Annotated in this window: 22 protein-coding genes and 4 tRNA genes; 18 read left to right on the plus strand and 8 right to left on the minus strand. The window is 53.7% G+C overall.

What is annotated here, in order from left to right; translation table 11 throughout:
- Nucleotides 1-42 precede the first annotated feature (42 nt).
- Complete coding sequence (locus tag WN53_RS13100; RefSeq protein WP_024485173.1) at nt 43-1,434, minus strand: MFS transporter; 1,392 nt, start codon at nt 1,432-1,434, stop codon at nt 43-45.
- A 340-nt stretch (nt 1,435-1,774) separates the two neighbouring features.
- On the opposite strand from WN53_RS13100, the gene pncC reads away from it, so the two are divergent.
- From pncC to luxS, 13 genes are all read left to right on the plus strand, one after another.
- Nucleotides 1,775-2,263 (plus strand): nicotinamide-nucleotide amidase, encoded by a 489-nt coding sequence (gene pncC, locus WN53_RS13105; protein WP_024485174.1) that lies wholly within the window; start codon nt 1,775-1,777, stop codon nt 2,261-2,263.
- A gap of 112 nt (nt 2,264-2,375) precedes the next feature.
- Entirely contained in the window at nt 2,376-3,440 is a 1,065-nt protein-coding gene (gene recA / locus WN53_RS13110; protein ID WP_024485175.1) for a recombinase RecA, read from the plus strand.
- A 58-nt stretch (nt 3,441-3,498) separates the two neighbouring features.
- A complete protein-coding gene (recX, locus tag WN53_RS13115) occupies nt 3,499-4,032 on the plus strand; it encodes a recombination regulator RecX (RefSeq protein WP_024485176.1) in 534 nt (177 codons plus the stop codon).
- A gap of 131 nt (nt 4,033-4,163) precedes the next feature.
- Nucleotides 4,164-6,791: an alanine--tRNA ligase gene (alaS, locus tag WN53_RS13120; RefSeq protein ID WP_024485177.1), complete on the plus strand. Its 2,628-nt coding sequence runs from the start codon at nt 4,164-4,166 to the stop codon at nt 6,789-6,791.
- A 254-nt stretch (nt 6,792-7,045) separates the two neighbouring features.
- Nucleotides 7,046-7,231, plus strand: coding sequence for a carbon storage regulator CsrA (csrA, locus tag WN53_RS13125; protein ID WP_004091602.1), 186 nt, complete (start codon nt 7,046-7,048; stop codon nt 7,229-7,231).
- 332 nt (nt 7,232-7,563) lie between these two features.
- Nucleotides 7,564-7,656 (plus strand) — tRNA-Ser (locus tag WN53_RS13130).
- 3 nt (nt 7,657-7,659) lie between these two features.
- Nucleotides 7,660-7,736 (plus strand) — tRNA-Arg (locus tag WN53_RS13135).
- 200 nt (nt 7,737-7,936) lie between these two features.
- Nucleotides 7,937-8,013 (plus strand) — tRNA-Arg (locus tag WN53_RS13140).
- Nucleotides 8,014-8,065: 52 nt separating this feature from the next.
- Nucleotides 8,066-8,142 (plus strand) — tRNA-Arg (locus tag WN53_RS13145).
- Between the two features lie 179 nt (nt 8,143-8,321).
- A complete protein-coding gene (gene yqaB, locus WN53_RS13150) occupies nt 8,322-8,888 on the plus strand; it encodes a fructose-1-phosphate/6-phosphogluconate phosphatase (RefSeq protein ID WP_024485178.1) in 567 nt (188 codons plus the stop codon).
- A complete protein-coding gene (locus tag WN53_RS13155; RefSeq protein ID WP_024485179.1) occupies nt 8,885-9,313 on the plus strand; it encodes a YqaA family protein in 429 nt (142 codons plus the stop codon). The genes yqaB and WN53_RS13155 overlap by 4 nt, the downstream gene beginning before the upstream one ends.
- An 81-nt stretch (nt 9,314-9,394) precedes the next feature.
- Nucleotides 9,395-10,957: a glutamate--cysteine ligase gene (gene gshA / locus WN53_RS13160; protein ID WP_024485180.1), complete on the plus strand. Its 1,563-nt coding sequence runs from the start codon at nt 9,395-9,397 to the stop codon at nt 10,955-10,957.
- 164 nt (nt 10,958-11,121) lie between these two features.
- Nucleotides 11,122-11,637: an S-ribosylhomocysteine lyase gene (luxS, locus tag WN53_RS13165; protein WP_021182180.1), complete on the plus strand. Its 516-nt coding sequence runs from the start codon at nt 11,122-11,124 to the stop codon at nt 11,635-11,637.
- A gap of 60 nt (nt 11,638-11,697) precedes the next feature.
- Here the strand turns inward: luxS and WN53_RS13170 are convergent, their stop codons facing one another.
- Complete coding sequence (locus WN53_RS13170; RefSeq protein WP_024485181.1) at nt 11,698-12,987, minus strand: HlyC/CorC family transporter; 1,290 nt, start codon at nt 12,985-12,987, stop codon at nt 11,698-11,700.
- Nucleotides 12,988-13,051: 64 nt separating this feature from the next.
- Nucleotides 13,052-13,846, minus strand: a complete 795-nt coding sequence (locus tag WN53_RS13175; RefSeq protein ID WP_024485182.1) for a cytochrome C assembly family protein — start codon at nt 13,844-13,846, stop codon at nt 13,052-13,054.
- A 166-nt stretch (nt 13,847-14,012) separates the two neighbouring features.
- On the opposite strand from WN53_RS13175, the gene ffh reads away from it, so the two are divergent.
- The 5 genes from ffh to rplS all read left to right on the plus strand — a co-directional run bounded on the left by ffh (nt 14,013) and on the right by rplS (nt 17,634).
- On the plus strand, nt 14,013-15,374 hold the full coding sequence (gene ffh / locus WN53_RS13180; RefSeq protein ID WP_021182183.1) for a signal recognition particle protein: 1,362 nt from the start codon (nt 14,013-14,015) through the stop codon (nt 15,372-15,374).
- A gap of 214 nt (nt 15,375-15,588) precedes the next feature.
- Nucleotides 15,589-15,837 (plus strand): 30S ribosomal protein S16, encoded by a 249-nt coding sequence (gene rpsP, locus WN53_RS13185; RefSeq protein ID WP_004932501.1) that lies wholly within the window; start codon nt 15,589-15,591, stop codon nt 15,835-15,837.
- Between the two features lie 18 nt (nt 15,838-15,855).
- On the plus strand, nt 15,856-16,404 hold the full coding sequence (gene rimM, locus WN53_RS13190; RefSeq protein WP_021182184.1) for a ribosome maturation factor RimM: 549 nt from the start codon (nt 15,856-15,858) through the stop codon (nt 16,402-16,404).
- A gap of 52 nt (nt 16,405-16,456) precedes the next feature.
- Nucleotides 16,457-17,200 (plus strand): tRNA (guanosine(37)-N1)-methyltransferase TrmD, encoded by a 744-nt coding sequence (trmD, locus tag WN53_RS13195; protein WP_021182185.1) that lies wholly within the window; start codon nt 16,457-16,459, stop codon nt 17,198-17,200.
- A 77-nt stretch (nt 17,201-17,277) separates the two neighbouring features.
- Complete coding sequence (gene rplS / locus WN53_RS13200) at nt 17,278-17,634, plus strand: 50S ribosomal protein L19 (RefSeq protein WP_024485183.1); 357 nt, start codon at nt 17,278-17,280, stop codon at nt 17,632-17,634.
- A gap of 61 nt (nt 17,635-17,695) precedes the next feature.
- Here rplS and WN53_RS13205 read toward each other — a convergent pair whose 3' ends face one another.
- The 5 genes from WN53_RS13205 to WN53_RS13225 form a co-directional block, all read right to left on the minus strand.
- On the minus strand, nt 17,696-17,914 hold the full coding sequence (locus WN53_RS13205) for a DNA-binding transcriptional regulator (RefSeq protein ID WP_021182189.1): 219 nt from the start codon (nt 17,912-17,914) through the stop codon (nt 17,696-17,698).
- 56 nt (nt 17,915-17,970) lie between these two features.
- Complete coding sequence (locus WN53_RS13210; protein ID WP_024485184.1) at nt 17,971-18,525, minus strand: lysozyme; 555 nt, start codon at nt 18,523-18,525, stop codon at nt 17,971-17,973.
- Nucleotides 18,509-18,727: an HP1 family phage holin gene (locus tag WN53_RS13215; RefSeq protein ID WP_021808134.1), complete on the minus strand. Its 219-nt coding sequence runs from the start codon at nt 18,725-18,727 to the stop codon at nt 18,509-18,511. Before WN53_RS13215 ends, WN53_RS13210 begins: the two co-directional genes overlap by 17 nt.
- A 279-nt stretch (nt 18,728-19,006) precedes the next feature.
- The gene (locus WN53_RS13220; RefSeq protein ID WP_024485185.1) at nt 19,007-19,771 is read right to left on the minus strand and encodes a DUF481 domain-containing protein; all 765 of its coding nucleotides are present in this window, start codon (nt 19,769-19,771) and stop codon (nt 19,007-19,009) included.
- Between the two features lie 203 nt (nt 19,772-19,974).
- Nucleotides 19,975-21,321 (minus strand): anaerobic C4-dicarboxylate transporter, encoded by a 1,347-nt coding sequence (locus WN53_RS13225; protein ID WP_021182193.1) that lies wholly within the window; start codon nt 21,319-21,321, stop codon nt 19,975-19,977.
- Nucleotides 21,322-21,684: the final 363 nt, after the last annotated feature.

Genomic DNA, 21,684 nt, shown 5'->3' on the forward strand with positions numbered 1-21,684 from the left:
CATTTTTTAGCGGATGAGGCGTGGAAGCCACGCCTGGTTAACTTAAAGCATGGTGTAGGCTTTTTTCAGCCCGGTGTCTTCTTCGGGATCTGCACCTTGAGGATGGGCGGGTTCTTCATCCGGCAGCGGTTCCGCCAACGGAGTTTCTGCTAGCGGATCGGGAGCGGCCTCTGGCGCTGGCATCGTATCTTGAATGGTCTGCTCATCGAACGTCGGGTTTAATGCCGGGGAAAGTGGGGAACTGGAGAGACTGTCTGGCATGGCGATATGGGGCACTGGCGCATCCTGTACAAACTGCGACTCATCCTGTTTGACCGTTCTGCTACAGGCCATAATCAATAGACCACACAGCGCGAAAAACACGTACAGGATATTTCCACCCAAAGGCTGGATCAGCGCACCGACGGCCAGCGGCCCAATGCTGGCCCCGACGCCAAATGCCATGAGCAGACAGGCGGCCAGGGAGACGCGGCGTTCTGGCTCAATCATGTCGTTGGCCAACGCTACTGCCAACGGATACAGCGTGAACTGCAACATGCTGACTATGAAGCCGACGATCAGTAACACGGGGAAATCGATATGGGGCAATAGGGCCAGCGGTAAGGCGGCAATCACCAGCAGCAGGGCGTTAACCCGCATCAGCAGCGTACGGTTGTAACGGTCTGACAACCAGCTCAGCGGAAACTGCGCCACCAGCCCGGCAAAGATAGCAATGGCCATAAACAGACCGGTTTGCTGAGTGGTTAATGCCTGCTGGCTGGCATATACCGGCGCCAGCCCGTAGAAGGAGCCTACCACCATGCCGATCACCAGCGTGGTGGCCAACACTTTAGGGATAGCATGCACAAAATAGCGCAGCTCCATGGGGGCGGGCGACATATGCCGGGCATTGGTGCGGGTTGTCAGGGCGATCGGCACCAGGCAGAGGGAAAAACACAGCGCGATGAGCAGCAGCGTGCTGATGCCAAGGTTGGCTTGTAGCATAAGCACGATCTGCCCCAGCGACATGCCAAGGTAGGAGGCCGCCATATAAAAGCCGAATACCATGCCGCGCTGATTGGATTCGGACTGATCGTTCAGCCAGCTCTCCAGCACCATGTACTGACACATCATACACAGGCCGATAATCAGCCGTAGCACCACCCAAACCGGGATGTATTCCGTCAGGCCGTGGCCTAGCACCGCTGCGGTAATGATCCCGGCGCAGGAGACATAGGCGCGGATATGTCCTACGCGAGCAATCAGAAAGTGGCCGACCTTGCCGCCGATCACCAGGCCGATGTAGTTGGCGGCGATAATGGCCCCGATCAGGGCGCCACTGACGTTGATGGAGGTTAACCGCAGGGAAATGTAGGTGGTCAGTAACCCTGAACCCAACAGCATCAGCAGGGTGGTGGTATACAGCGGAAAGAATACACCTAACGTTTTTTTCACTCGGCCTTCCTGTTTTGGTCGAAGATTGAGGCAAACGGGTTTGCCGCAACAAGCTGGACGTATCCCCGATACTAGCAGTTAGTACAACGGCTTAAAACCGCAGCGCTGCGAAGCGCATGGCATTTCGGCCGGTAAAATGCCGTAGAGGCTTGATAAATGCTACCATCAGGCGCATATACCTTGATTGCTGACAAAGTGACAATGTTGCTGAATTGGCAGAAGACACTCATATTCGAGCGTAGGGGCGCTGCATGCTGCGCCCGTCTAGCAGTACCCTTTACGTTGTGAGCCTGTTGGGGAATGTCTGCAGTTTTATAAACCATTGATTAATGGAGAGGCCATGAGTGAGAAGCGGTTGCGTGAGCTCAGTATTGCTGTCGGACAAAGGCTAAAGGCCAATGGGCGTTGGATCAGCTGCGCGGAGTCCTGTACGGGCGGCGGTATTGCCAAGGCAATTACCGATATCGCCGGCAGCTCGGCCTATTTCGATCGCGGCTTTGTCACTTACAGCAACGCGGCAAAGCACGAACTGTTAGGGGTGGCGGAAGCGACCTTGCAGGCTCATGGCGCGGTCAGTGAAGAAGTGGTGCGCGAGATGGCGCAGGGCGCGATGCACGCGGCCAAGGCCGATCTGGCGCTGTCGGTCAGCGGCATTGCCGGCCCAGATGGTGGCAGTATGGAAAAACCAGTAGGTACCGTCTGGTTTGGTTTTGCCGAACGTTCCGGCCGGGTGCTGGCGCGCAAAATGCAATTTACCGGCGATCGCGATGCGGTGCGCCTGCAGGCAACCCTTTTTGCGCTGCAAACGGCGCTTGATGAATTTTTGTAAAATTAGGCTTGATACTGTATGACCATACAGTATAATTAGCGACAATTTCCTGCACAACATACATTCAGCGGCAATGTGAGTCACTCTGACATTGCGCAACGAAGGAGCAAAAATGGCTATTGATGAGAACAAGCAAAAGGCGTTAGCTGCAGCACTGGGCCAGATTGAGAAACAGTTCGGCAAAGGCTCCATCATGCGTCTGGGTGAAGACCGCTCCATGGACGTAGAAACGATCTCCACCGGCTCGCTGTCACTTGATATCGCACTGGGCGCAGGCGGCTTGCCAATGGGCCGTATCGTCGAGATTTATGGCCCGGAATCCTCCGGTAAAACCACCCTGACTCTGCAAGTTATTGCCGCTGCGCAGCGCGAAGGTAAAACCTGTGCGTTTATCGATGCCGAACATGCGCTGGATCCTATCTACGCCAAGAAACTGGGCGTGGATATCGACAACCTGCTGTGTTCTCAGCCGGATACCGGTGAGCAGGCGCTGGAAATCTGTGATGCGCTGACCCGTTCCGGCGCGGTTGACGTTATCATCGTCGACTCCGTAGCGGCGCTGACGCCGAAGGCGGAAATCGAAGGTGAAATCGGTGACTCACATATGGGGCTGGCGGCACGTATGATGAGCCAGGCCATGCGTAAATTGGCCGGTAACCTGAAGAACGCCAACACCTTGCTGATCTTCATCAACCAGATCCGTATGAAAATTGGCGTGATGTTCGGTAACCCGGAAACCACCACCGGGGGTAACGCCCTGAAGTTCTACGCTTCTGTCCGTCTGGATATCCGCCGTATCGGTGCGATCAAAGAAGGTGATGAAGTGATCGGCAGCGAAACCCGCGTGAAAGTGGTGAAGAACAAAATCGCTGCGCCGTTCAAACAGGCAGAGTTCCAGATCCTGTATGGCGAAGGGATCAACAGCCGTGGCGAACTGGTCGATCTGGGTGTGAAACACAAGATGATCGAGAAGGCCGGTGCCTGGTACAGCTACAACGGTGAGAAGATCGGTCAGGGTAAGTCCAATGCCTGTAACTTCCTGAAAGAAAACCCGGCCATTGCTGCGGAACTGGATAAAAAACTGCGTGACCTGTTGCTGCACAGCAATGGTGAAGCGGCTGCTGCCAGCGCCGAGAAGGCCGATGACAACGAAGCAGAAACCAGCGAAGAGTTTTAATCTTTGCCGGTGGGTATACGCCCCTTAGGGCGTATACCGATCACCAAGGCTTGCAGATATGAATGACGTAGGTTCCCAATCTGCTGGTAATCAGCAAAATACGTTGATTAGCCGTGCGATGCGGCTATTGTCCCAACGCGATCATAGTGAAGCCGAACTGCGCCGCAAACTTGCGGCGCCGCCATTTATGGCGAACGCCAGATTCGGTAGCAAATCCCCTACAGAACCCCCCGAAGAACCCGTCGATCCTGCAATCATTGAACAGGTGATTAGCTATTGCTACCAGCATAACTGGCTGGACGATCGGCGTTTCGCCAATAGCTTTATCGCCAGCCGCAGCCGCAAGGGATATGGCGCACAACGCATTCGCTCAGAACTGATGCAAAAGGGCGTAGATAAAGAGATAGTGCAGGACGCCCTGGCGGAATGCGAAATTGACTGGTGTGAACAAGCCAGGGAGATCGCGCTGCGCAAATTTGGCGATCCGTTACCGGTAGAATGGAAAGAGAAAGCCAAGGTGTTGCGCTATCTGCTCTATCGCGGCTTCTTCCAGGAGGAAATTCAGTCGATTTACCGTGATTTTGCGCAATGAATGCACACGGCGTTTTACTTCCCCCCGAAGAAAATTTATCTTATCCCCACATTTAGTTCGTGAACCAGAGGATATCGTCAGGATGTCGAGCCTCTTTCACGCATCGTTATTCTAGTCTTTCCGGGAAAATTATGAGCAAGAGCACCGCTGAGATCCGTCAAGCGTTTCTCGATTTCTTTCATAGTAAAGGCCACCAGGTTGTAGCAAGCAGCTCCCTGGTACCTAACAATGATCCGACATTGCTGTTTACCAATGCCGGCATGAACCAATTTAAAGACGTTTTCCTGGGGCTGGACAAGCGCGCCTACTCGCGTGCCACCACTTCACAGCGTTGCGTGCGTGCCGGTGGCAAGCACAACGATCTGGAAAACGTCGGCTATACCGCCCGTCACCATACTTTCTTTGAGATGTTGGGCAACTTCAGCTTCGGTGACTATTTCAAGCACGATGCCATCAGCTACGCGTGGGAACTACTGACCGGTGAAAACTGGTTCAACCTGCCGAAAGAAAAGCTGTGGGTCACCGTCTATGAGACCGATGACGAAGCCTTCGACATCTGGCAAAAACAGATTGGCGTGCCTGCGGAACGTATCATCCGCATCGGCGATAACAAAGGCGCGGCCTTTGCTTCCGATAACTTCTGGCAGATGGGCGACACCGGTCCATGCGGCCCGTGCACCGAGATCTTCTTCGATCACGGTGACCATATCTGGGGTGGCCCTCCGGGTAGCCCGGAAGAAGATGGCGATCGCTATATCGAGATCTGGAACATCGTGTTCATGCAGTTCAACCGTCAGTCGGATGGCACCATGCTGCCGCTGCCGAAGCCTTCGGTGGATACCGGTATGGGCCTCGAGCGTATTGCTGCGGTGCTGCAACATGTCAATTCCAACTACGAAATCGATCTGTTCACCACCCTGATTGCCGCCGTCGCCAAACTGACCGGCGCAACCGATATGGGTAACAAGTCGCTGCGCGTGATTGCGGACCATATCCGTTCTTGTGCCTTCCTGATCGCCGATGGCGTGATCCCGTCGAATGAAAACCGTGGCTACGTGCTGCGCCGTATCATTCGCCGCGCGATCCGTCATGGCAACATGTTGGGCGCGAAGGATACCTTCTTCTACAAGCTGGTTGCTCCGTTGATTGAAGTGATGGGCCCGGCTGCCGACGAGCTGAAACGCCAGCAGGCACAGGTTGAGCAGGTACTAAAATCCGAAGAAGAACAGTTTGCCCGTACGCTGGAGCGCGGTTTGGCGCTGCTGGATGACGAACTGGCCAAGCTGCAGGGCGATACCCTGGATGGCGAAACGGCATTCCGTTTGTATGATACCTACGGTTTCCCAGTGGATCTGACCGCTGACGTCTGCCGTGAGCGTGGCCTTAAGGTTGATGAGCAAGGTTTTGAGCAAGCCATGGAGGCTCAACGCCGCCGTGCGCGTGAGTCCAGCGGTTTTGGCGCGGACTACAACAGCCTGATCCGTGTTGACGGCGCAAGCCAGTTCAATGGTTACGATCGCGAAGAGCAACAGGCGAAAGTGACCGCTCTGTTCCGTGATGGTCAGCCGGTGGATGAGATCCATGCAGGTGAAGAAGCCGTGGTGGTGCTGGACGAAACGCCATTCTATGGCGAGTCGGGTGGCCAGGTCGGCGATAAAGGCGTGTTGAAAGCGGCTGGCAGCGAGTTCGTCGTGAGCGATGCGCAGAAATATGGCCAGGCTATCGGTCACCTGGGCAAGCTGGCTAGCGGCTCGCTGAAGCTGAATGACCGCGTTGATGCGGTGATCGACAGCGAACGCCGTAACCGTATCCGCCTGAACCACTCCGCCACTCACCTGTTGCATGCGGCATTGCGCCAGATCCTGGGTGAGCACGTAGCGCAAAAAGGCTCGTTGGTTAACGACAAGTACCTGCGTTTTGACTTCTCGCACTCCGAAGCGATGAAGCCAGAACAAATCCGCGCGGTAGAAGATTTGGTTAACCAGCAGATCCGTCGTAACCTGTCGGTCCAGACCGAAGTGATGGCGTTGGATGATGCCAAAGAGAAGGGCGCTATGGCGCTGTTCGGCGAGAAGTACGATGACCACGTGCGTGTGCTGACCATGGGCGATTTCTCTACCGAACTGTGTGGCGGTACGCATGCCAACCGTACCGGTGACATCGGCCTGTTCCGCATCCAGAGTGAGTCTGGTACCGCAGCCGGTATCCGTCGTATTGAAGCTGTGACGGGTGAAGGGGCGATAGCGACCTTGCATCAACAGAGTGACTTGTTACAGGATGTTGCTCACTTGGTGAAGGGTGACAGCAATAACCTGACTGATAAGGTGCGTGCGGTACTTGATCGCACTCGCGCGCTGGAAAAAGAGCTGCAACAGCTGAAAGATCAGCAAGCTGCGCAGGAAAGCGCTTCGCTGTCGAGTCAAGCCAAGCTGGTCAATGGCGTGAAGCTGCTGGTCAGCCAGTTGGATAACGTTGAGCCGAAGATCATGCGTACCATGGTTGACGATCTTAAAAATCAGCTGGGTTCTGCGATCATCGTGCTGGCCACGGTGGAAGAAGGCAAAGTCAGCCTGATTGCGGGTGTTACCAAAGATCTGACCGACCGGGTTAAGGCCGGCGAGCTGATCGGCAACATCGCACAGCAGGTTGGCGGCAAGGGCGGTGGACGCCCTGATATGGCAATGGCTGGGGGCAGTGATGCCAACGCCTTGCCTGCGGCATTAAACAGCGTAGAGGCCTGGGTGGCCGCGAAACTGTGAATATAAATAAATAGGCGCGTTACTGACGCCGTAAGCCACTGTGGCTTATGGCGTTTTTAGACTGTGCTAACACAATGTAGTGACAATTGCGGGAACAAAGTTTTCCAGGTCGGCTAAACTTATTCTTAATCTGGAGTGACACCAAGTCTGCTTACATTTATTGTGGGTTCTTGACTTACGTTTTCACTGCATATAATGGATAATGGCGGGGAAACTGAGAGACCCGACTCTTTTAATCTTTCAAGGAGCAAAGAATGTTAATTCTGACTCGTCGAGTTGGTGAAACCCTCATGATTGGCGATGAGGTTACGGTCACAGTGCTAGGGGTTAAAGGCAACCAAGTTCGTATTGGTGTGAATGCCCCCAAAGAGGTGTCTGTTCACCGCGAAGAAATCTACCAGCGCATCCAGGCCGAGAAGTCTCAACAGACGACTTACTGATTTCTAAGTAGCGTCTCGTTCTATAACGAGACGCTTCTTGCTTTTCTTGACCCGCTTTCCCCTTCTTTTCACACTTGCTGTTATCTCCCCCCACTTTTTTGCCAATAATCTTTCTCCTGCGATCAAACTCTTATCCGCGGTAGCACGGCATTTTCTTGTTGATAAAGCACTCTTTTTGCCGCGAAATCACTCATGTTGCCTGTGATTTGTGCAAACGCGCGAGAGTTGGGAAAAATTGTTTGACTTATAAACCCACGAAAGTAATATGTGCGCCACGCAGTGCCGATGAGCTTCTCTAAAGCAAGTTAGGCACGATTCGCAAGAAGCGTACTGGTGAGGTGGCCGAGAGGCTGAAGGCGCTCCCCTGCTAAGGGAGTATGCGGTCAAAAGCTGCATCCGGGGTTCGAATCCCCGCCTCACCGCCATTTGCATCCATAGCTCAGCTGGATAGAGTACTCGGCTACGAACCGAGCGGTCGGAGGTTCGAATCCTCCTGGATGCACCATATTACTAAGTGTTTGTCTGAGAGTGTTTATCTCACAGATGAGTGCGAGCTGAAAGGTAGCACAAAGGGGGATAACGTTGCTTTAGCAACGGCCCTGCGGGCGAAGCGGTTACGCTGAGTAATCCTCCTGGATGCACCATATTTTGCAGTATGGTGGGGTAGTAACGACATACCATACGGTATCAAAAAAGAATTCCTGTGCATCCATAGCTCAGCTGGATAGAGTACTCGGCTACGAACCGAGCGGTCGGAGGTTCGAATCCTCCTGGATGCACCATTCTTCAGTGACGTTTCACGGAACGAAACAAATTCGCTACAAAAATTAGATTGCATCCATAGCTCAGCTGGATAGAGTACTCGGCTACGAACCGAGCGGTCGGAGGTTCGAATCCTCCTGGATGCACCATCTTCTTAGAGAAACCCGCTTCGGCGGGTTTTTTACTTTTCATTTCTAAGTTCCCACCTTCTGTTTTCTGTCTTACGCAACCTCTTATCTACACCGCATTTTCCGTCATGCTCTGGCAGCGACAACCTTTCGGCTTTACGCTAAAGTAGCTTTCTTTGCTCAATGGTCATGGAGTCACGATGTACGATCGCTATCAGGGTCTGATCTTCGACATGGACGGTACCATTCTGGACACCGAGCCGACGCATCTCAAGGCGTGGCACGAGGTGTTGGCACGTTACGGAATGAAGTTTGATGCGGCCGCCATGACAGGGCTGAACGGCTCACCTACCTGGCGCATTGCTCAGGCGGTGATTGCCGCACATCAGGCCGATCTCGATCCTCATCAGCTGGCCGCCGAGAAAACCCGCGCGGTAGAAAGCATGCTATTAGACACGGTGCGTCCGTTACCGCTGATTGAGGTGGTGAAGTCTTATCATGGCCGCCGTCCCATGGCGGTAGGGACGGGCAGTGAGCACCGGATGGCGGAGATGTTGCTGCGTCATTTAGGGCTGTTCGACTGCTTTGATGCTATCGTCGGGGCTGATGATGTTCAACGCCACAAGCCGGAGCCGGATACCTTCCTGCGCTGTGCGGAGTTGATTGGCGTGCCTCCTGAGCACTGCGTGGTGTTTGAAGATGCCGATTTCGGCATTCAGGCCGCCAGAAGCGCCAATATGGCCGTGGTAGACGTTCGCACGCTGTGAGTAGTACGCTGGCGGTCATGTCGCTGTTTGGCAGCAGCTTCCTTAGCGCGACGCTGTTGCCTGGCAATTCAGAGATCGTGTTGGTTGCGTTGTTGACCAACAGCAGCGCTTCACCAGGTTTACTGGTGCTGGCTGCAACGTTGGGAAATACCCTGGGTGGGTTGACCAACGTCATTATCGGGCGCCTGTTACCGGCGTTGAAACCACAACGCGGGCTGGAAACGGCTCTTGGTTGGTTAAAACGCTTTGGCCCGGCTGCGCTGTTGCTCAGTTGGGTGCCGGTTGTGGGCGATTTATTGTGCGTGTTGGCAGGCTGGCTGCGCATGCCATGGGGCTTTGTCACGCTGTTTCTGTGTATCGGAAAAGCGTTGCGTTACATCATCTTGACGATGATTACGCTGCAGGGTATCGCCTGGTGGCATTAACCAAGTGAATATAACTCAATATTCTCTAGGGAGCGGATTCAGTATGCTTACAGCTATCGTTTTTAGAAGCGGGAGGTCAATTTGATCCCGGACGTATCACAGGCGCTTTCTTGGTTGGAAGCCCACCCTCATGCATTAAAAGGGATCCGGCGCGGTATTGAGCGTGAAACACTGCGGGTAACCGCGGATGGCACGCTTGCCAGCACGGGTCATCCAGAACAACTGGGGGCGGCATTAACGCACCATTGGATCACCACAGACTTTGCCGAGGCGCTGTTAGAATTTATTACACCGGTTGATGATGACCTCGATCACTTGCTGACGTTCCTGCGCGATATCCATCGCCACGTGGCGCGCAATCTGGGTGATGAGCGCATGTGGCCGCTGAGCATGCCGTGCTTTATCAACGCCGAGCAGGATATCGAACTGGCGCAGTTTGGCACCTCCAACGTTGGCCGGATGAAAACGCTGTACCGGGAAGGGTTGAAGAACCGCTACGGCGCGTTGATGCAAACCATTTCCGGGGTGCACTACAATTTCTCCCTGCCGCTGGAGTTTTGGCAGGCGTGGGCCGGTGTTGAGGATGAAGAGAGTGGTAAAGAGCAGATCTCTGCGGGATATTTCCGCCTGATCCGCAACTACTACCGCTTTGGTTGGGTGATCCCATATCTGTTCGGGGCATCGCCAGCCATCTGTTCCTCGTTCCTCAAAGGCCGGGAAACCGATTTGCCGTTTGAGCGCAATGAACGGGGCATGTGCTATTTGCCTTATGCCACCTCGCTGCGCCTGAGCGATCTGGGCTATACCAATAAGTCGCAGAGCAATCTGGGCATTACCTTTAACGATCTGCAAACCTATGTGCAAGGTCTGAAACGCGCCATTGCGACGCCTTCAGAAGACTATGCCAAGCTGGGAGTGAAAGAGGGCGATCGCTATCTGCAACTGAACAGCAACGTGTTGCAGATCGAAAACGAACTCTATGCCCCGATCCGGCCAAAACGCGTCACCCACAGCGGTGAAACACCGTCAGATGCGCTGTTACGCGGCGGTATCGAATATATCGAGGTGCGCTCGCTGGATATCAACCCATTCTCGCCAATCGGTGTGGATGCGGTGCAGGCGCGTTTCCTGGATCTGTTCCTGGTGTGGTGCGTATTGGCGGATGCGCCAGAAATGAGCAGCGATGAGTTGCTGTGCACCCGTAAAAACTGGAACCGGGTGATTTTGGAAGGGCGTAAGCCAGGCCAGACCATCGGTATCGGCTGTAACGATACCCGTGAACCGTTGGATAAGGTTGGTAAGGCGTTGTTTGACGATCTGAAGCGCGTGGCTGAAGTGTTGGATAGCGAAGCGGGCGATCGACAATATCAGCAGGTGTGTGAACAACTGGTGGCGGCGTTTGACGATCCGGAGCTGACGTTCTCGGCCCGTATCCTTAAGGAAATGAAAGCGCAAGGCACCGGTAACGTCGGCCTGGAACTGGCGGAAAAATATCGCAAAATGCTGATAGAGGAACCGTTGGAACTGCTGACCGAAGAGCAACTCGCTCAGGAGCAGCAAGCCTCGTGGCAACGCCAGCGCGACATAGAAGCCAGTGATACGCTAAGCTTTGAACAGTTCCTGAAGGAAAACGGCGGGGGCTGAAAAAGAAAAAGGCCACATCACTGTGGCCAAATACACATCTCTGAAAACAGTGATGATGATAACAAATGCGCGTCTTTCATAGATTAAGACCCGCAGGGTTGGAAAAGGTTTCATCGGTACGAAAAAAGTTTCGAAATAAATTCATTTTACCAAGAGGTGATGACATGCCACTGCTGGATAGCTTTACCGTAGATCATACTCGCATGGCGGCGCCGGCTGTCCGCGTTGCTAAAACCATGCAAACCCCTCATGGGGATACCATCACCGTATTCGATCTGCGTTTCTGTCGCCCGAATCTGGAAGTGATGCCAGAGCGTGGGATCCATACCTTGGAACATCTGTTCGCTGGCTTCATGCGCGACCATCTGAACGGTAACGGCGTGGAGATCATTGATATCTCGCCAATGGGCTGCCGTACCGGCTTTTATATGAGCCTGATTGGCGTACCGGAAGAGCAGCGCGTGGCCGATGCCTGGCAAGCCGCGATGGCTGACGTGCTGAAGGTGACTGACCAGCGCAAGATCCCTGAACTCAATGAGTTCCAGTGCGGTACCTACCATATGCACTCGCTGGAAGAGGCGCAGGAAATCGCCAAGCATATTCTTGAGCACGGCGTGGTAGTGAACCATAACGAAGAGCTGGCACTGCCGAAAGATAAGCTGCAAGAGTTGCACATCTAGATTCGGTGCAAAAACGCAGTGAAAAAAAGACGCGAAAGCGTCTTTTTCTTTAGCTTGTATCTAGTGGTTTTGCACGCTGGCCTGTAAGGATTTAATCGGCGTGACGCGCACCTGCTTGATCATATTGTCCTGCACGTCGAGGATATCGATATCATAGTGGCTGATGCGCACCCTGGTCCCGATGCTGGGGATCTCCTCCAGCTCTTCGAGCAGCATGCCGTTGATGGTTCTGGCCTCGGTAGCGGGTAGCGTCCAGTTGAAGGCCTTGTTCAGCTCACGCACGTTGGCACTGCCGTCGATCAATACCGAACCATCGCTCTGTGGATTCACTTCCTCCGCCAGCGTAGGTGACATTGAGGTGGTGAAGTCGCCGACGATTTCTTCGAGAATATCCTCAACCGTCACCAGCCCCTGAATATCACCATACTCATCGACCACGATGCCGACCTTCTCTTTGTTGCGCTGGAATTTCACCAGTTGAACGTTCAGTGGCGTGCCCTCTGGCACGTAGTAGATCTCATCAGCCGCCCGCAGCAGGTTCTCTTTGTTGAACTCTTTTTTCTCGGTCATCAACCGGTAGGCTTCGCGTACGCGCAGCATGCTGATGGAGTCGTCCAGTGAGTCGCGGTACAACACGATGCGGCCATGTGGGGAGTGTGTCAGCTGGCGCATGATCGACTTCCAGTCGTCGTTGATATCAATCCCGACAATCTCATTGCGCGGCACCATGATGTCTTCCACCGTCACCTTCTCCAGATCCAGCACAGAAATCAGCATGTCCTGATTACGGCGCGAAATCTTCGACTGGGACTCGTTCACGATGGTGCGCAACTCCTCTTTACTCAACGCGCCACTGATGCGGACGTTGGTGCGGATGCCGAAAATCCGCAGCACCAGGGTGGTAATGCCATTGAGCAGCCACACCAGCGGGAACATGACTTTTTGCAGTGGGGCCAGCAGGAAGCTGCTAGGGAAGGCAATTCGTTCAGGATAGAGAGCGGCAAAGGTTTTGGGTAACACTTCGGCGAACAACAGCACGACAAAGGTCAGCACCCCAGTGGCGATTGCCACACCAATATCGCCATATAGGCGCATCCCGACGATGGTCCCCAGCGCAGAGGCCAGGATATTGACCAGGTTGTTGCCAATCAGCACCAGGCCAATCAGGCGGTCAGGCTTTTGCAGCAGCTTCTCTACCCGGCGTGCGGCGCGGTTGCCCTGTTTGGACAGGTGGCGCAGACGATAGCGGTTGAGCGTCATCATGCCGGTTTCGGATGCTGAAAAATAAGCGGAGACCGCGACCATAATCACCAAAATGAAAATGAGGGTCTCTGTCGAAACATGCTCCAACGCGGTATTCCTTATGTTGGGGGAGAAGAGTGCCTAGGCGAGGCGATGGAGCGCCAGGCCAGACCTAGCGCACCATCATCAGTTCCTGGAGCAGGCGGCTCCCGAAGTAGGCCATGGTAAGCAGAAAAGAGCCGGCAAAGCTGAACCAGACCACGCGGCGGCCACGCCAGCCTTCGTGATAATGGCCCCACAGCAGCACGATATAGACAAACCACGCCATGATGGACAGCACGGCCTTATGTACGTTCTCTTTGCTAAACAGGTTGTCCATATACAGCAGGCCGGTACACAGCGTCAGCGTCAGCAGCACCACGCCGATCTGGGTGATATGAAACATTTTACGCTCAATACTCATCAGCGGCGGCATATCGGCACTGAAACTGAGTTTTTTATGTTTCAACAGGTAATCAAGCCAGGCGAGCTGCAGGGCGTAAAGCGTGGCGATAATCAGAGTGGCGTAAGAGAACAGCGCCAGGCCGATATGCACCATCAGCTCAGGGCTGGCTTCCAGATGGGTGATAAACTCCCCGGGCAGGAAGCTGGCAAACGCCAGGTTGATCATCGCAAAGCTGTAGACGATCGGCAGCAGGAACCAGCCGCGATCGCGGGAGGCGACGTAGGTCATCACCGAGCAGATAATCAGGCCAACAATGGAGCCAATGTTCAGCAGGCTGAGATTTTGCCCGGCGCTGACGTCAAAAATGCGCTGTTGGAGGGCAATGGCATGGCAGACCAGCGCCACTACGGCCGAGACCAGGGCCAGCCGACGGTATGCGCTATTCTTCCGCAACAAACTGGGAATGATCAGTCCAAGGCTGAGCAGGTAGGCCATCAAAGCCACAAGAGAGAATACTGGCATAGCGTTATTTAGCATCGGCATGGTTAATTGGAATGCCAGTATAACGTTGAGCGGCCCCTACTCCAACCAATCTCCAACGCTGAGGCAGAGATCGTTGTAGCAACGTGTTATAATCGCCGCAATTGTGTCGCCACTGCGGCCTGACTCTTACGTTGAGCATGAGACGATGTTTGAAAATTTAACCGATCGATTGTCGCGCACCCTGCGCAATATCAGCGGCCGCGGGCGGCTGACCGAAGAGAACATTAAAGAAACCCTGCGTGAAGTGCGTATGGCATTGCTGGAAGCGGACGTTGCGCTGCCGGTAGTGCGTGACTTCATCAACCGTGTAAAAGAGAGCGCGGTTGGGCATGAAGTTAACAAAAGCCTGACGCCGGGCCAGGAATTCGTCAAAATCGTCAAGAGCGAGCTGATTGCCGCGATGGGCGAAGTGAACACCGAGCTGAACCTGGCGGCGCAGCCACCGGCGGTGGTGCTGATGGCGGGTCTGCAAGGTGCGGGTAAAACCACCAGCGTGGCCAAGCTCGGCAAATTCCTGAAAGAAAAGCAGAAGAAAAAAGTCTTGGTGGTTTCTGCCGACGTGTATCGCCCTGCGGCGATCCGGCAGTTGGAAACCCTGGCGGAAGGCGTCGGCATCGACTTCTTCCCGTCAGACGTTAAAGAAAAACCGATCGACATCGTTAACCGTGCGCTGCAACAGGCCAAGCTGAAGTTCTACGACGTGCTGATCGTCGATACCGCGGGCCGCTTGCACGTAGACGAAGCGATGATGGACGAAATCAAACAGGTACATGCGGCGATCAAGCCGGTGGAAACCCTGTTTGTGGTCGACGCCATGACCGGCCAGGATGCGGCCAACACCGCCAAGGCCTTTAACGAAGCGCTGCCGCTCACCGGCGTAGTGCTGACCAAGGTCGATGGTGATGCGCGCGGCGGTGCGGCGTTGTCTATTCGCCACATTACCGGCAAGCCGATCAAATTCCTCGGCGTGGGCGAGAAAACCGACGCGCTGGAGCCATTCCATCCGGACCGCGTGGCCTCACGTATTCTCGGCATGGGCGACGTGCTGTCGCTGATCGAAGATATCGAAAGCAAGGTTGACCGCGCACAGGCGGAAAAACTGGCTAGCAAGCTGAAGAAGGGCGACGGTTTCGATCTGACCGACTTCCTCGACCAGCTTAAGCAGATGCGTAATATGGGCGGTATGGCCAGCATGCTGAGCAAACTGCCGGGCGCTGGCCAACTGCCAGACAACGTCAAATCGCAGATGGATGACAAAGTGCTGGTACGCATGGAGGCGATCATTAACTCAATGACGCTGAAAGAGCGTGCCAAGCCGGAAATTATCAAGGGTTCTCGCAAGCGTCGTATTGCGATGGGCTCCGGCATGCAGGTGCAGGATGTTAATCGGTTGTTAAAACAATTCGACGATATGCAGCGCATGATGAAAAAGATGAAAAAAGGCGGAATGGCGAAGATGATGCGCGGCATGAAAGGTATGATGCCGCCGGGCTTCCCAGGCCGTTAAAACCACGCCGCAGCAAGGCTGTGGCGGGTTTGCCGATTTACCGATCACGGTAAAACCTGTCCGAGAGTGTGATGGTGCAAAAACGAATTACCGGCAATCTACGCTTTAGATTGCTTTTTGCGCCAAAATGAGTAAAATTTTCGGGCTTTTTATATTGCAACCGGGCCCCGTCCCTCAATGGGGCCCGGCTGTTTTATTAACTAAAGAGGATGTTATGGTAACAATTCGTTTGGCACGTGGCGGCGCTAAAAAGCGTCCGTTCTATCAAGTAGTAGTGACCGACAGCCGCAATGCTCGTGATGGTCGTTTCATCGAGCGTGTAGGTTTCTTCAACCCAATCGCATCTGGTCAGGCTGAAGCACTGCGTCTGGACCTGGATCGCATTGAGCACTGGGTTGGTCTGGGTGCTACCGTTTCTGATCGCGTTCACGCGCTGATCAAAGACGCTAAGAAAGCAGCTTAATCTGTCGCGGTGGTGGCAATGAGCAAGCAACTCAAACCGGTAGCACCTAAGCAGCCGATTGTACTCGGTAAGATGGGGTCTACTTACGGCATCCGTGGTTGGCTCAGAGTATTTTCATCCACCGAGAACGCCGAAAGCATATTTGACTATCAGCCCTGGTTAATCCAGCGCTCTGGTCAGTGGCAGTTTGTCGAGTTGGAAGACTGGAAACGCCACAGTCAGGATCTGATCATCAAGGTCAAAGGCATTGACGATCGGGATGCAGCGAATTTACTGACCAATTGCGAAATTGTCGTAGATTCCGAGCAGTTGCCTCCGCTGGAAGGTGATGATTACTACTGGAAAGACCTTATGGGCTGCCAGGTAGTCACCACTTCCGGATACGAACTGGGTAAAGTCATCGATATGATGGAAACCGGTTCTAACGACGTAATGGTCGTGCGGGCAAACCTGAAAGATGCATTCGGTATGAAGGAGCGGTTGGTCCCGTTTCTTCATGGGCAGGTTATCAAGAAAGTCGATCTCGCCGCCAAGATTATCGAGGCTGAGTGGGATCCTGGTTTTTGACCTCCGGATTTAATGGTCGAAGCAAGTGGAATAACAACATGGGGATTGGCTGGTGTTCATTGGTATCGTAAGCCTGTTTCCTGAGATGTTTCGCGCAATCACCGATTACGGGGTAACTAGCCGGGCAGTAAAAAATGGCCTGCTGAGCGTGCAGTGTTGGAGTCCGCGTGACTTCACCTACGACCGGCATCGTACCGTGGACGATCGCCCTTATGGCGGCGGCCCGGGAATGCTGATGATGGTGCAACCCTTGCGGGAAGCTATTCATGCAGCAAAAGCAGCGGCAGGCGAGGGAGCAAAGGTGATTTATCTGTCACCTCAGGGGCGCAAGCTGGATCAAACCGGTGTGCGCGAACTGGCGGCTAACCAGAAGATGATCCTGGTGTGTGGCCGTTACGAAGGGATAGATGAGCGCGTGATCCAAACCGAAATTGACGAAGAATGGTCAATCGGCGATTACGTTCTCAGCGGCGGTGAACTACCGGCAATGACCCTGATCGATTCGGTCGCCCGCTTTATACCGGGTGTTCTGGGCCATCAGGCTTCGGCAGAAGAAGATTCTTTCGCTGAGGGATTGCTGGACTGCCCGCACTATACCCGCCCGGAGGTGTTAGAAGGGATGGAGGTTCCGCCAGTTCTGCTGTCGGGCAACCATGCCGAGATACGTCGCTGGCGCTTAAAGCAGTCGCTGGGCCGTACCTGGCTTAGAAGACCTGAACTTCTAGAAAGCCTAGCTCTGACTGACGAGCAAGAGGTGTTGCTGGCCGAGTTCCAACGGGAACATCGAGCTAAGTAACAGGACTATGAAGGGAACGTCTGAGCGTTGTCTCGACGAGACCGATATATCAGTTTACCTAGGGTAAGAGACATATTATGAGCAACATTATTAAGCAAATTGAACAAGAGCAGATGAAGCAAGACGTACCTGCATTCCGTCCGGGTGATTCCGTGGAAGTGAAGGTATGGGTCGTTGAAGGTACCAAAAAACGTCTGCAGGCATTCGAGGGCGTGGTTATCGCTATTCGTAACCGCGGTCTGCACTCTGCATTCACTGTTCGTAAGATTTCCAACGGCGAAGGTGTTGAGCGTGTATTCCAGACTCACTCCCCAGTAATCGACAGCATTACTGTTAAACGTCGTGGTGCCGTTCGTCAAGCCAAACTGTACTACCTGCGTGAACGTACTGGTAAGTCTGCTCGTATCAAAGAGCGTCTGAACCGCGTTAACTAACGCTGCATCCAAAAGTTAATAGTTATAAGGGGATTACCGTCATGGTAATCCCCTTTTTTCATTACATCGCAGCGGCGCGTTGTTTGCTTTCTTGCGGGTGAGGCTGCGCCGGAATGATGTCGCCGGGTGAAACGATGACCCGGGCCACGGATTCATGGGTGGCAAAGGTACAACTGCAGTTAATGTTACGGCATTGGTGATAGCGTTCTTTGGTCGATTCACTCAGATAACGGCTGGAGCGAGTGTGTGCCACGCTACCGCACAGTGGACAATGCATCATAGAGACCCCCTCTTGATAAAACGGTGAAAAACTATTCGTCAGCAATGCTCGAAAAGTTACTGAGCGAGCTGTTCTTTCCCTGGGAAACTGGTGGTGTTCGGCGTGCTGAGACCTTTTAGGCACAGCTCACGTTCGGCGGCCCGGCGGCGTTCCAGCCCGCGGTTTTTGACGCCATTGACATAAATCCAGCGCGGTAACTGATCGCAAGCCTGCTGCCATTGGCCATGGTTAAGGAAATAAACCAGGGTAGAGCGACATGCGGCCCCCGTACCAACGTTAAAGGAAAATGCCATGACGGCATCATAAGTGGCCTGGGGCATCTGCTGTGGCAGACAGGCCGCCATGCGGCTCTCTACCCGGCGGATATCTTCCAGCAGGTTTTCCGCCGCTTGCACTGGCGTGATGGACTTACCTGGAATAACGCCAGCCGTATGGCCAACACCTTGCGTCCAAACCCCTGCTGCGCATTGATACGGGGTTAACTGGCACCCCTCAAAATCGGCAATCAGGTATAGCCCTTGTTCGGAGGTTTTAATTTGATTGGCCTGCGGCAGCAGCATGGCGATCGCCAGAATGGCCAGGGCGCTGCAACGCTTAACGATTGAGTTCATCAAAAAGTCTCCGTGCTGCCGCATCGCGTTCGATGCTTTTGAGGATCTCCAGACTCTTGCGTCTGTAGTACCAATTAACCAGGAAGGTGCCGATCCCTACGGCCGCGCCGATCAGAAAGGCCACATCCTGCGGTGAGAGCTTGCCAAGCCAGGCGAGAAACAGCGCTGCGGAGTAGGTAATGAATGAGGTTAATCTCTCCATCCCATTAACCCCACATCTGCTGTCGCAGCGGGTTGTTTTGTAGGATAACGCGACTGTCGGCCACGATAAGCGGGTCGATACTGGCCTCATTTGCCGGGTTTATCATGGTTTTTACCTTAGCAATAATTACTGTATATGCATACAGTATTAATCAAAATGCTAAAGCCGTCAAGCCAGGATAGGACTATTTTTAGCAAAATGGTAAGCATGGAGATAGGCATAAAAAAAGCCCATTAATTATGGGCTTAGAGAAGGACTGCGCGGAGCGGTAAGACGAGATTACAAACCGTACACCAGCGTCACTGAAGTCGTGGTATCGGTATTTTTCGGTGCTGAGGCCGGTGGTTTGGTGTTGTAGACCACCGTGTAGGCCAGCCGTAGGGCGAAGTCGTTATTGATGGCGACGTTTAACGCGGTTTCGGAGTTAACGGTGGTTTCGTCGTTCGCCAAAGCGGATAGGCCTTCGGATAGACGGGCCGTGTCTGTCAGCCTGTAGGAATAGTTGGCTGCGCCATAGGCCAGGGCGCGGGTGGTGCGGCCACCGCCGTGGTATTCATCATGGCGTACGCCTGGGCCGAATTCGACACGCAGGTCCTGGCGTGGATCGCTAAAGATCTGGCGCCCGTAACCCCCGGTCAGCGTAGAACGTGAATCGTAACCGTTGTAACGATCGTTCAACCAGCCAACCTGGCCAAACATATAATTACGAGCTGTCAGATTATAACGGGTACGGCCACCGGCCTGGTATTTCTCCGAGGAGCGTACGTTGGAGGAGGTGGTGTTGTTCGCCGAACCCCACAGGCTGTAAGCCGTATCGCTGTTAAACCAGGTCATGGTGGTGTTGGCCAGCAGGGTCGAGTTCTGTGTGTTGCCCGACTGGGCGTTATAACCAGCCTGAACATTACCATCGAACGGCTTCTTGGCGGTGGCCGGATCGTCCATCGCGGTGAAGAGGGTATTGTCGGCGAATACGGAAACACTGGTGAAGGCGGTCAAGCAGCTAAAATACAGCGGAATGGCGCGACGAGCGCGTAAAGAGAGCATTTTGGATCCAGTAGTTAAGTGTGATTATAAGTGATGGCGGTCACATTATATCGATTCGCTGAGGGGACAAAAATAGGCCTGGTTAGCTTATGTTTTTAGTTTAAACAGGGGACTTATGCACTTTTCGTCTAGTGATACCGTTGGCCTTTTGCGGCGGTGTTAACAGCGGCAACGGGGAGCGCCCGTTGCCGGCAGAAATGCGATTAAAGGAAGGTCATCACCAGCAGATAACCGGTGATGCAGGAGCACAGCACGCCGATCAGGCCAGGGATGATGAAGCTGTGGTTAATGATGAATTTACCGATGCGAGTGGTGCCAGAGCGGTCAAAGCCGATGCAGGCCAGATCGCTTGGGTAAGTGGGCAACACGAAGTAACCATAGGCCGCCGGGAAGAAGGCCAGCAACATTTTAGGCTCAACGCCTAACTGCAAGGCCATGGGTGCAACGGCGGCCAGAGCCGCGGCCTGGCTGTTAACCAGTTTGGAAACCAGGAACAAGACGATGGCATAAGTCCAGGGCTGGCTTTTCACCACGTCTTCCAGCACCACCTTTAACTCCCCCATATGTGCCTGGAAGAAGGTATCACTCATCCATGCCACACCGAATACCGAGAAGATGGCGACCATTCCCGCTTTGAATACGGCGCCGTTGGCGATATCGCTAGGTTTGACTTTACAGCCCATCAGGATCACCGCACCGGCGATCAGCATCATCATCTGGATCACCAGATTCATCGACAGCGGTTTCAGCACGCCTTTGGCATCGGCAAAGGAAGGACGCAGATCGGCAAAGGCACCGAGCATGACCACGATAGCGATAGCGCCGAAGAAGATCAGCGTTGACCAGTAAGCCTGCTTGGGAAATGTTTGATTGAGCAGGGTTTCGGTACCGCCATAGATATAGGCGCGCTGCTCCGGATCCTGGATCCTGGCCTGGAAATCAGCATCCTTATCCAGATCTTTGCCACGGCGCAGGCTCCACAATGCTGCCATCAATACGCCGACCAGCGAAGCCGGGATCGAAACGGCCAGGATCTCCAGCAGCGAGTAGGCTTTGCCGATCCCATGACCGGCCGCAATGATCGAAACCAGTGATACCACGGCCACAGAAACCGGGGATGCGGTGATAGCCATCTGTGAGGCGACAGAGGCGACGGCCATAGGGCGTTCTGGGCGGATCCCTTTCTTGATGGCGATATCAGAAATGATTGGGAACATGGTGTAGACCACGTGGCCGGTACCGCACAGGAAGGTCAGCGTCCAGGTGGTAAAGGGGGCGAGTAAGGTGATGTGCTGTGGGTGGCGGCGCAGTAGCCGCTCGGCATATTGCATCATGACATTCAGACCGCCAGCGGTTTGTAACACCGAGGCACAGCCGATCACCGCCAAAATGGTGAGCATGACATCTACTGGAGGTTTGCCTGGTTCCAAACCGAATATAAAGCACAGCAGAAATAAGCCAATACCACTTATTAAGCCTAGCCCCATACCGCCAAATCGGGTGCCGACTAATAGGCAGATAATAATAATTGCGAATTGCAATGTGATCATGAGAGTCCCTTGTCAGAAAGAAAAAACTGCTAACGCCCATCGCTCCTCAATGCAGGCGGTACGGGCTCTGTCTTCGCAGAGTAACCCTAAAGAGGTGTAAGCGATTTATGCCATAGTTATTTATTTGGCGAGGGATAACTGTGAGGTTCCGCAATATTTATTCAATAGAGTGACTATTATTTCTGATATAGATTGAAATGAATAAAGAATGAAAATCAATTGCCAGTTAAATGTATGACAATTGTTTTATAGTTGTTTAATTTGGCGATGGATGGGGCGGGTTTGCCAAGGAACTTGTTGTCTGCGCGGGTGTGGCATGCCGCTTCTCTACATGCAGGGCAGGTGGTTTTTTGAGTGCTACAG

The sequence above is a fragment of the Serratia fonticola genome (genome assembly GCF_001006005.1).
In the GTDB taxonomy this organism is placed as follows: Bacteria; Pseudomonadota; Gammaproteobacteria; order Enterobacterales; family Enterobacteriaceae; genus Chania; species Chania fonticola.

Excerpts from the sequence above, each read along its gene's own strand:
- WN53_RS13205 (WP_021182189.1), bottom strand. The coding sequence starts at position 17,914 with ATGATGCATTGTCCACTGTGCGGTAGCGTGGCACACACTCGCTCCAGC.
- rplS (WP_024485183.1), top strand. The coding sequence starts at position 17,278 with ATGAGCAACATTATTAAGCAAATTGAACAAGAGCAGATGAAGCAAGAC.
- csrA (WP_004091602.1), top strand. The coding sequence starts at position 7,046 with ATGTTAATTCTGACTCGTCGAGTTGGTGAAACCCTCATGATTGGCGAT.
- WN53_RS13175 (WP_024485182.1), bottom strand. The coding sequence starts at position 13,846 with ATGCCAGTATTCTCTCTTGTGGCTTTGATGGCCTACCTGCTCAGCCTT.
- WN53_RS13210 (WP_024485184.1), bottom strand. The coding sequence starts at position 18,525 with ATGAACTCAATCGTTAAGCGTTGCAGCGCCCTGGCCATTCTGGCGATC.
- alaS (WP_024485177.1), top strand. The coding sequence starts at position 4,164 with ATGAGCAAGAGCACCGCTGAGATCCGTCAAGCGTTTCTCGATTTCTTT.
- WN53_RS13220 (WP_024485185.1), bottom strand. The coding sequence starts at position 19,771 with ATGCTCTCTTTACGCGCTCGTCGCGCCATTCCGCTGTATTTTAGCTGC.
- yqaB (WP_024485178.1), top strand. The coding sequence starts at position 8,322 with ATGTACGATCGCTATCAGGGTCTGATCTTCGACATGGACGGTACCATT.
- luxS (WP_021182180.1), top strand. The coding sequence starts at position 11,122 with ATGCCACTGCTGGATAGCTTTACCGTAGATCATACTCGCATGGCGGCG.
- rimM (WP_021182184.1), top strand. The coding sequence starts at position 15,856 with ATGAGCAAGCAACTCAAACCGGTAGCACCTAAGCAGCCGATTGTACTC.
- rpsP (WP_004932501.1), top strand. The coding sequence starts at position 15,589 with ATGGTAACAATTCGTTTGGCACGTGGCGGCGCTAAAAAGCGTCCGTTC.
- pncC (WP_024485174.1), top strand. The coding sequence starts at position 1,775 with ATGAGTGAGAAGCGGTTGCGTGAGCTCAGTATTGCTGTCGGACAAAGG.
- WN53_RS13225 (WP_021182193.1), bottom strand. The coding sequence starts at position 21,321 with ATGATCACATTGCAATTCGCAATTATTATTATCTGCCTATTAGTCGGC.
- WN53_RS13215 (WP_021808134.1), bottom strand. The coding sequence starts at position 18,727 with ATGGAGAGATTAACCTCATTCATTACCTACTCCGCAGCGCTGTTTCTC.
- recX (WP_024485176.1), top strand. The coding sequence starts at position 3,499 with ATGAATGACGTAGGTTCCCAATCTGCTGGTAATCAGCAAAATACGTTG.
- recA (WP_024485175.1), top strand. The coding sequence starts at position 2,376 with ATGGCTATTGATGAGAACAAGCAAAAGGCGTTAGCTGCAGCACTGGGC.
- ffh (WP_021182183.1), top strand. The coding sequence starts at position 14,013 with ATGTTTGAAAATTTAACCGATCGATTGTCGCGCACCCTGCGCAATATC.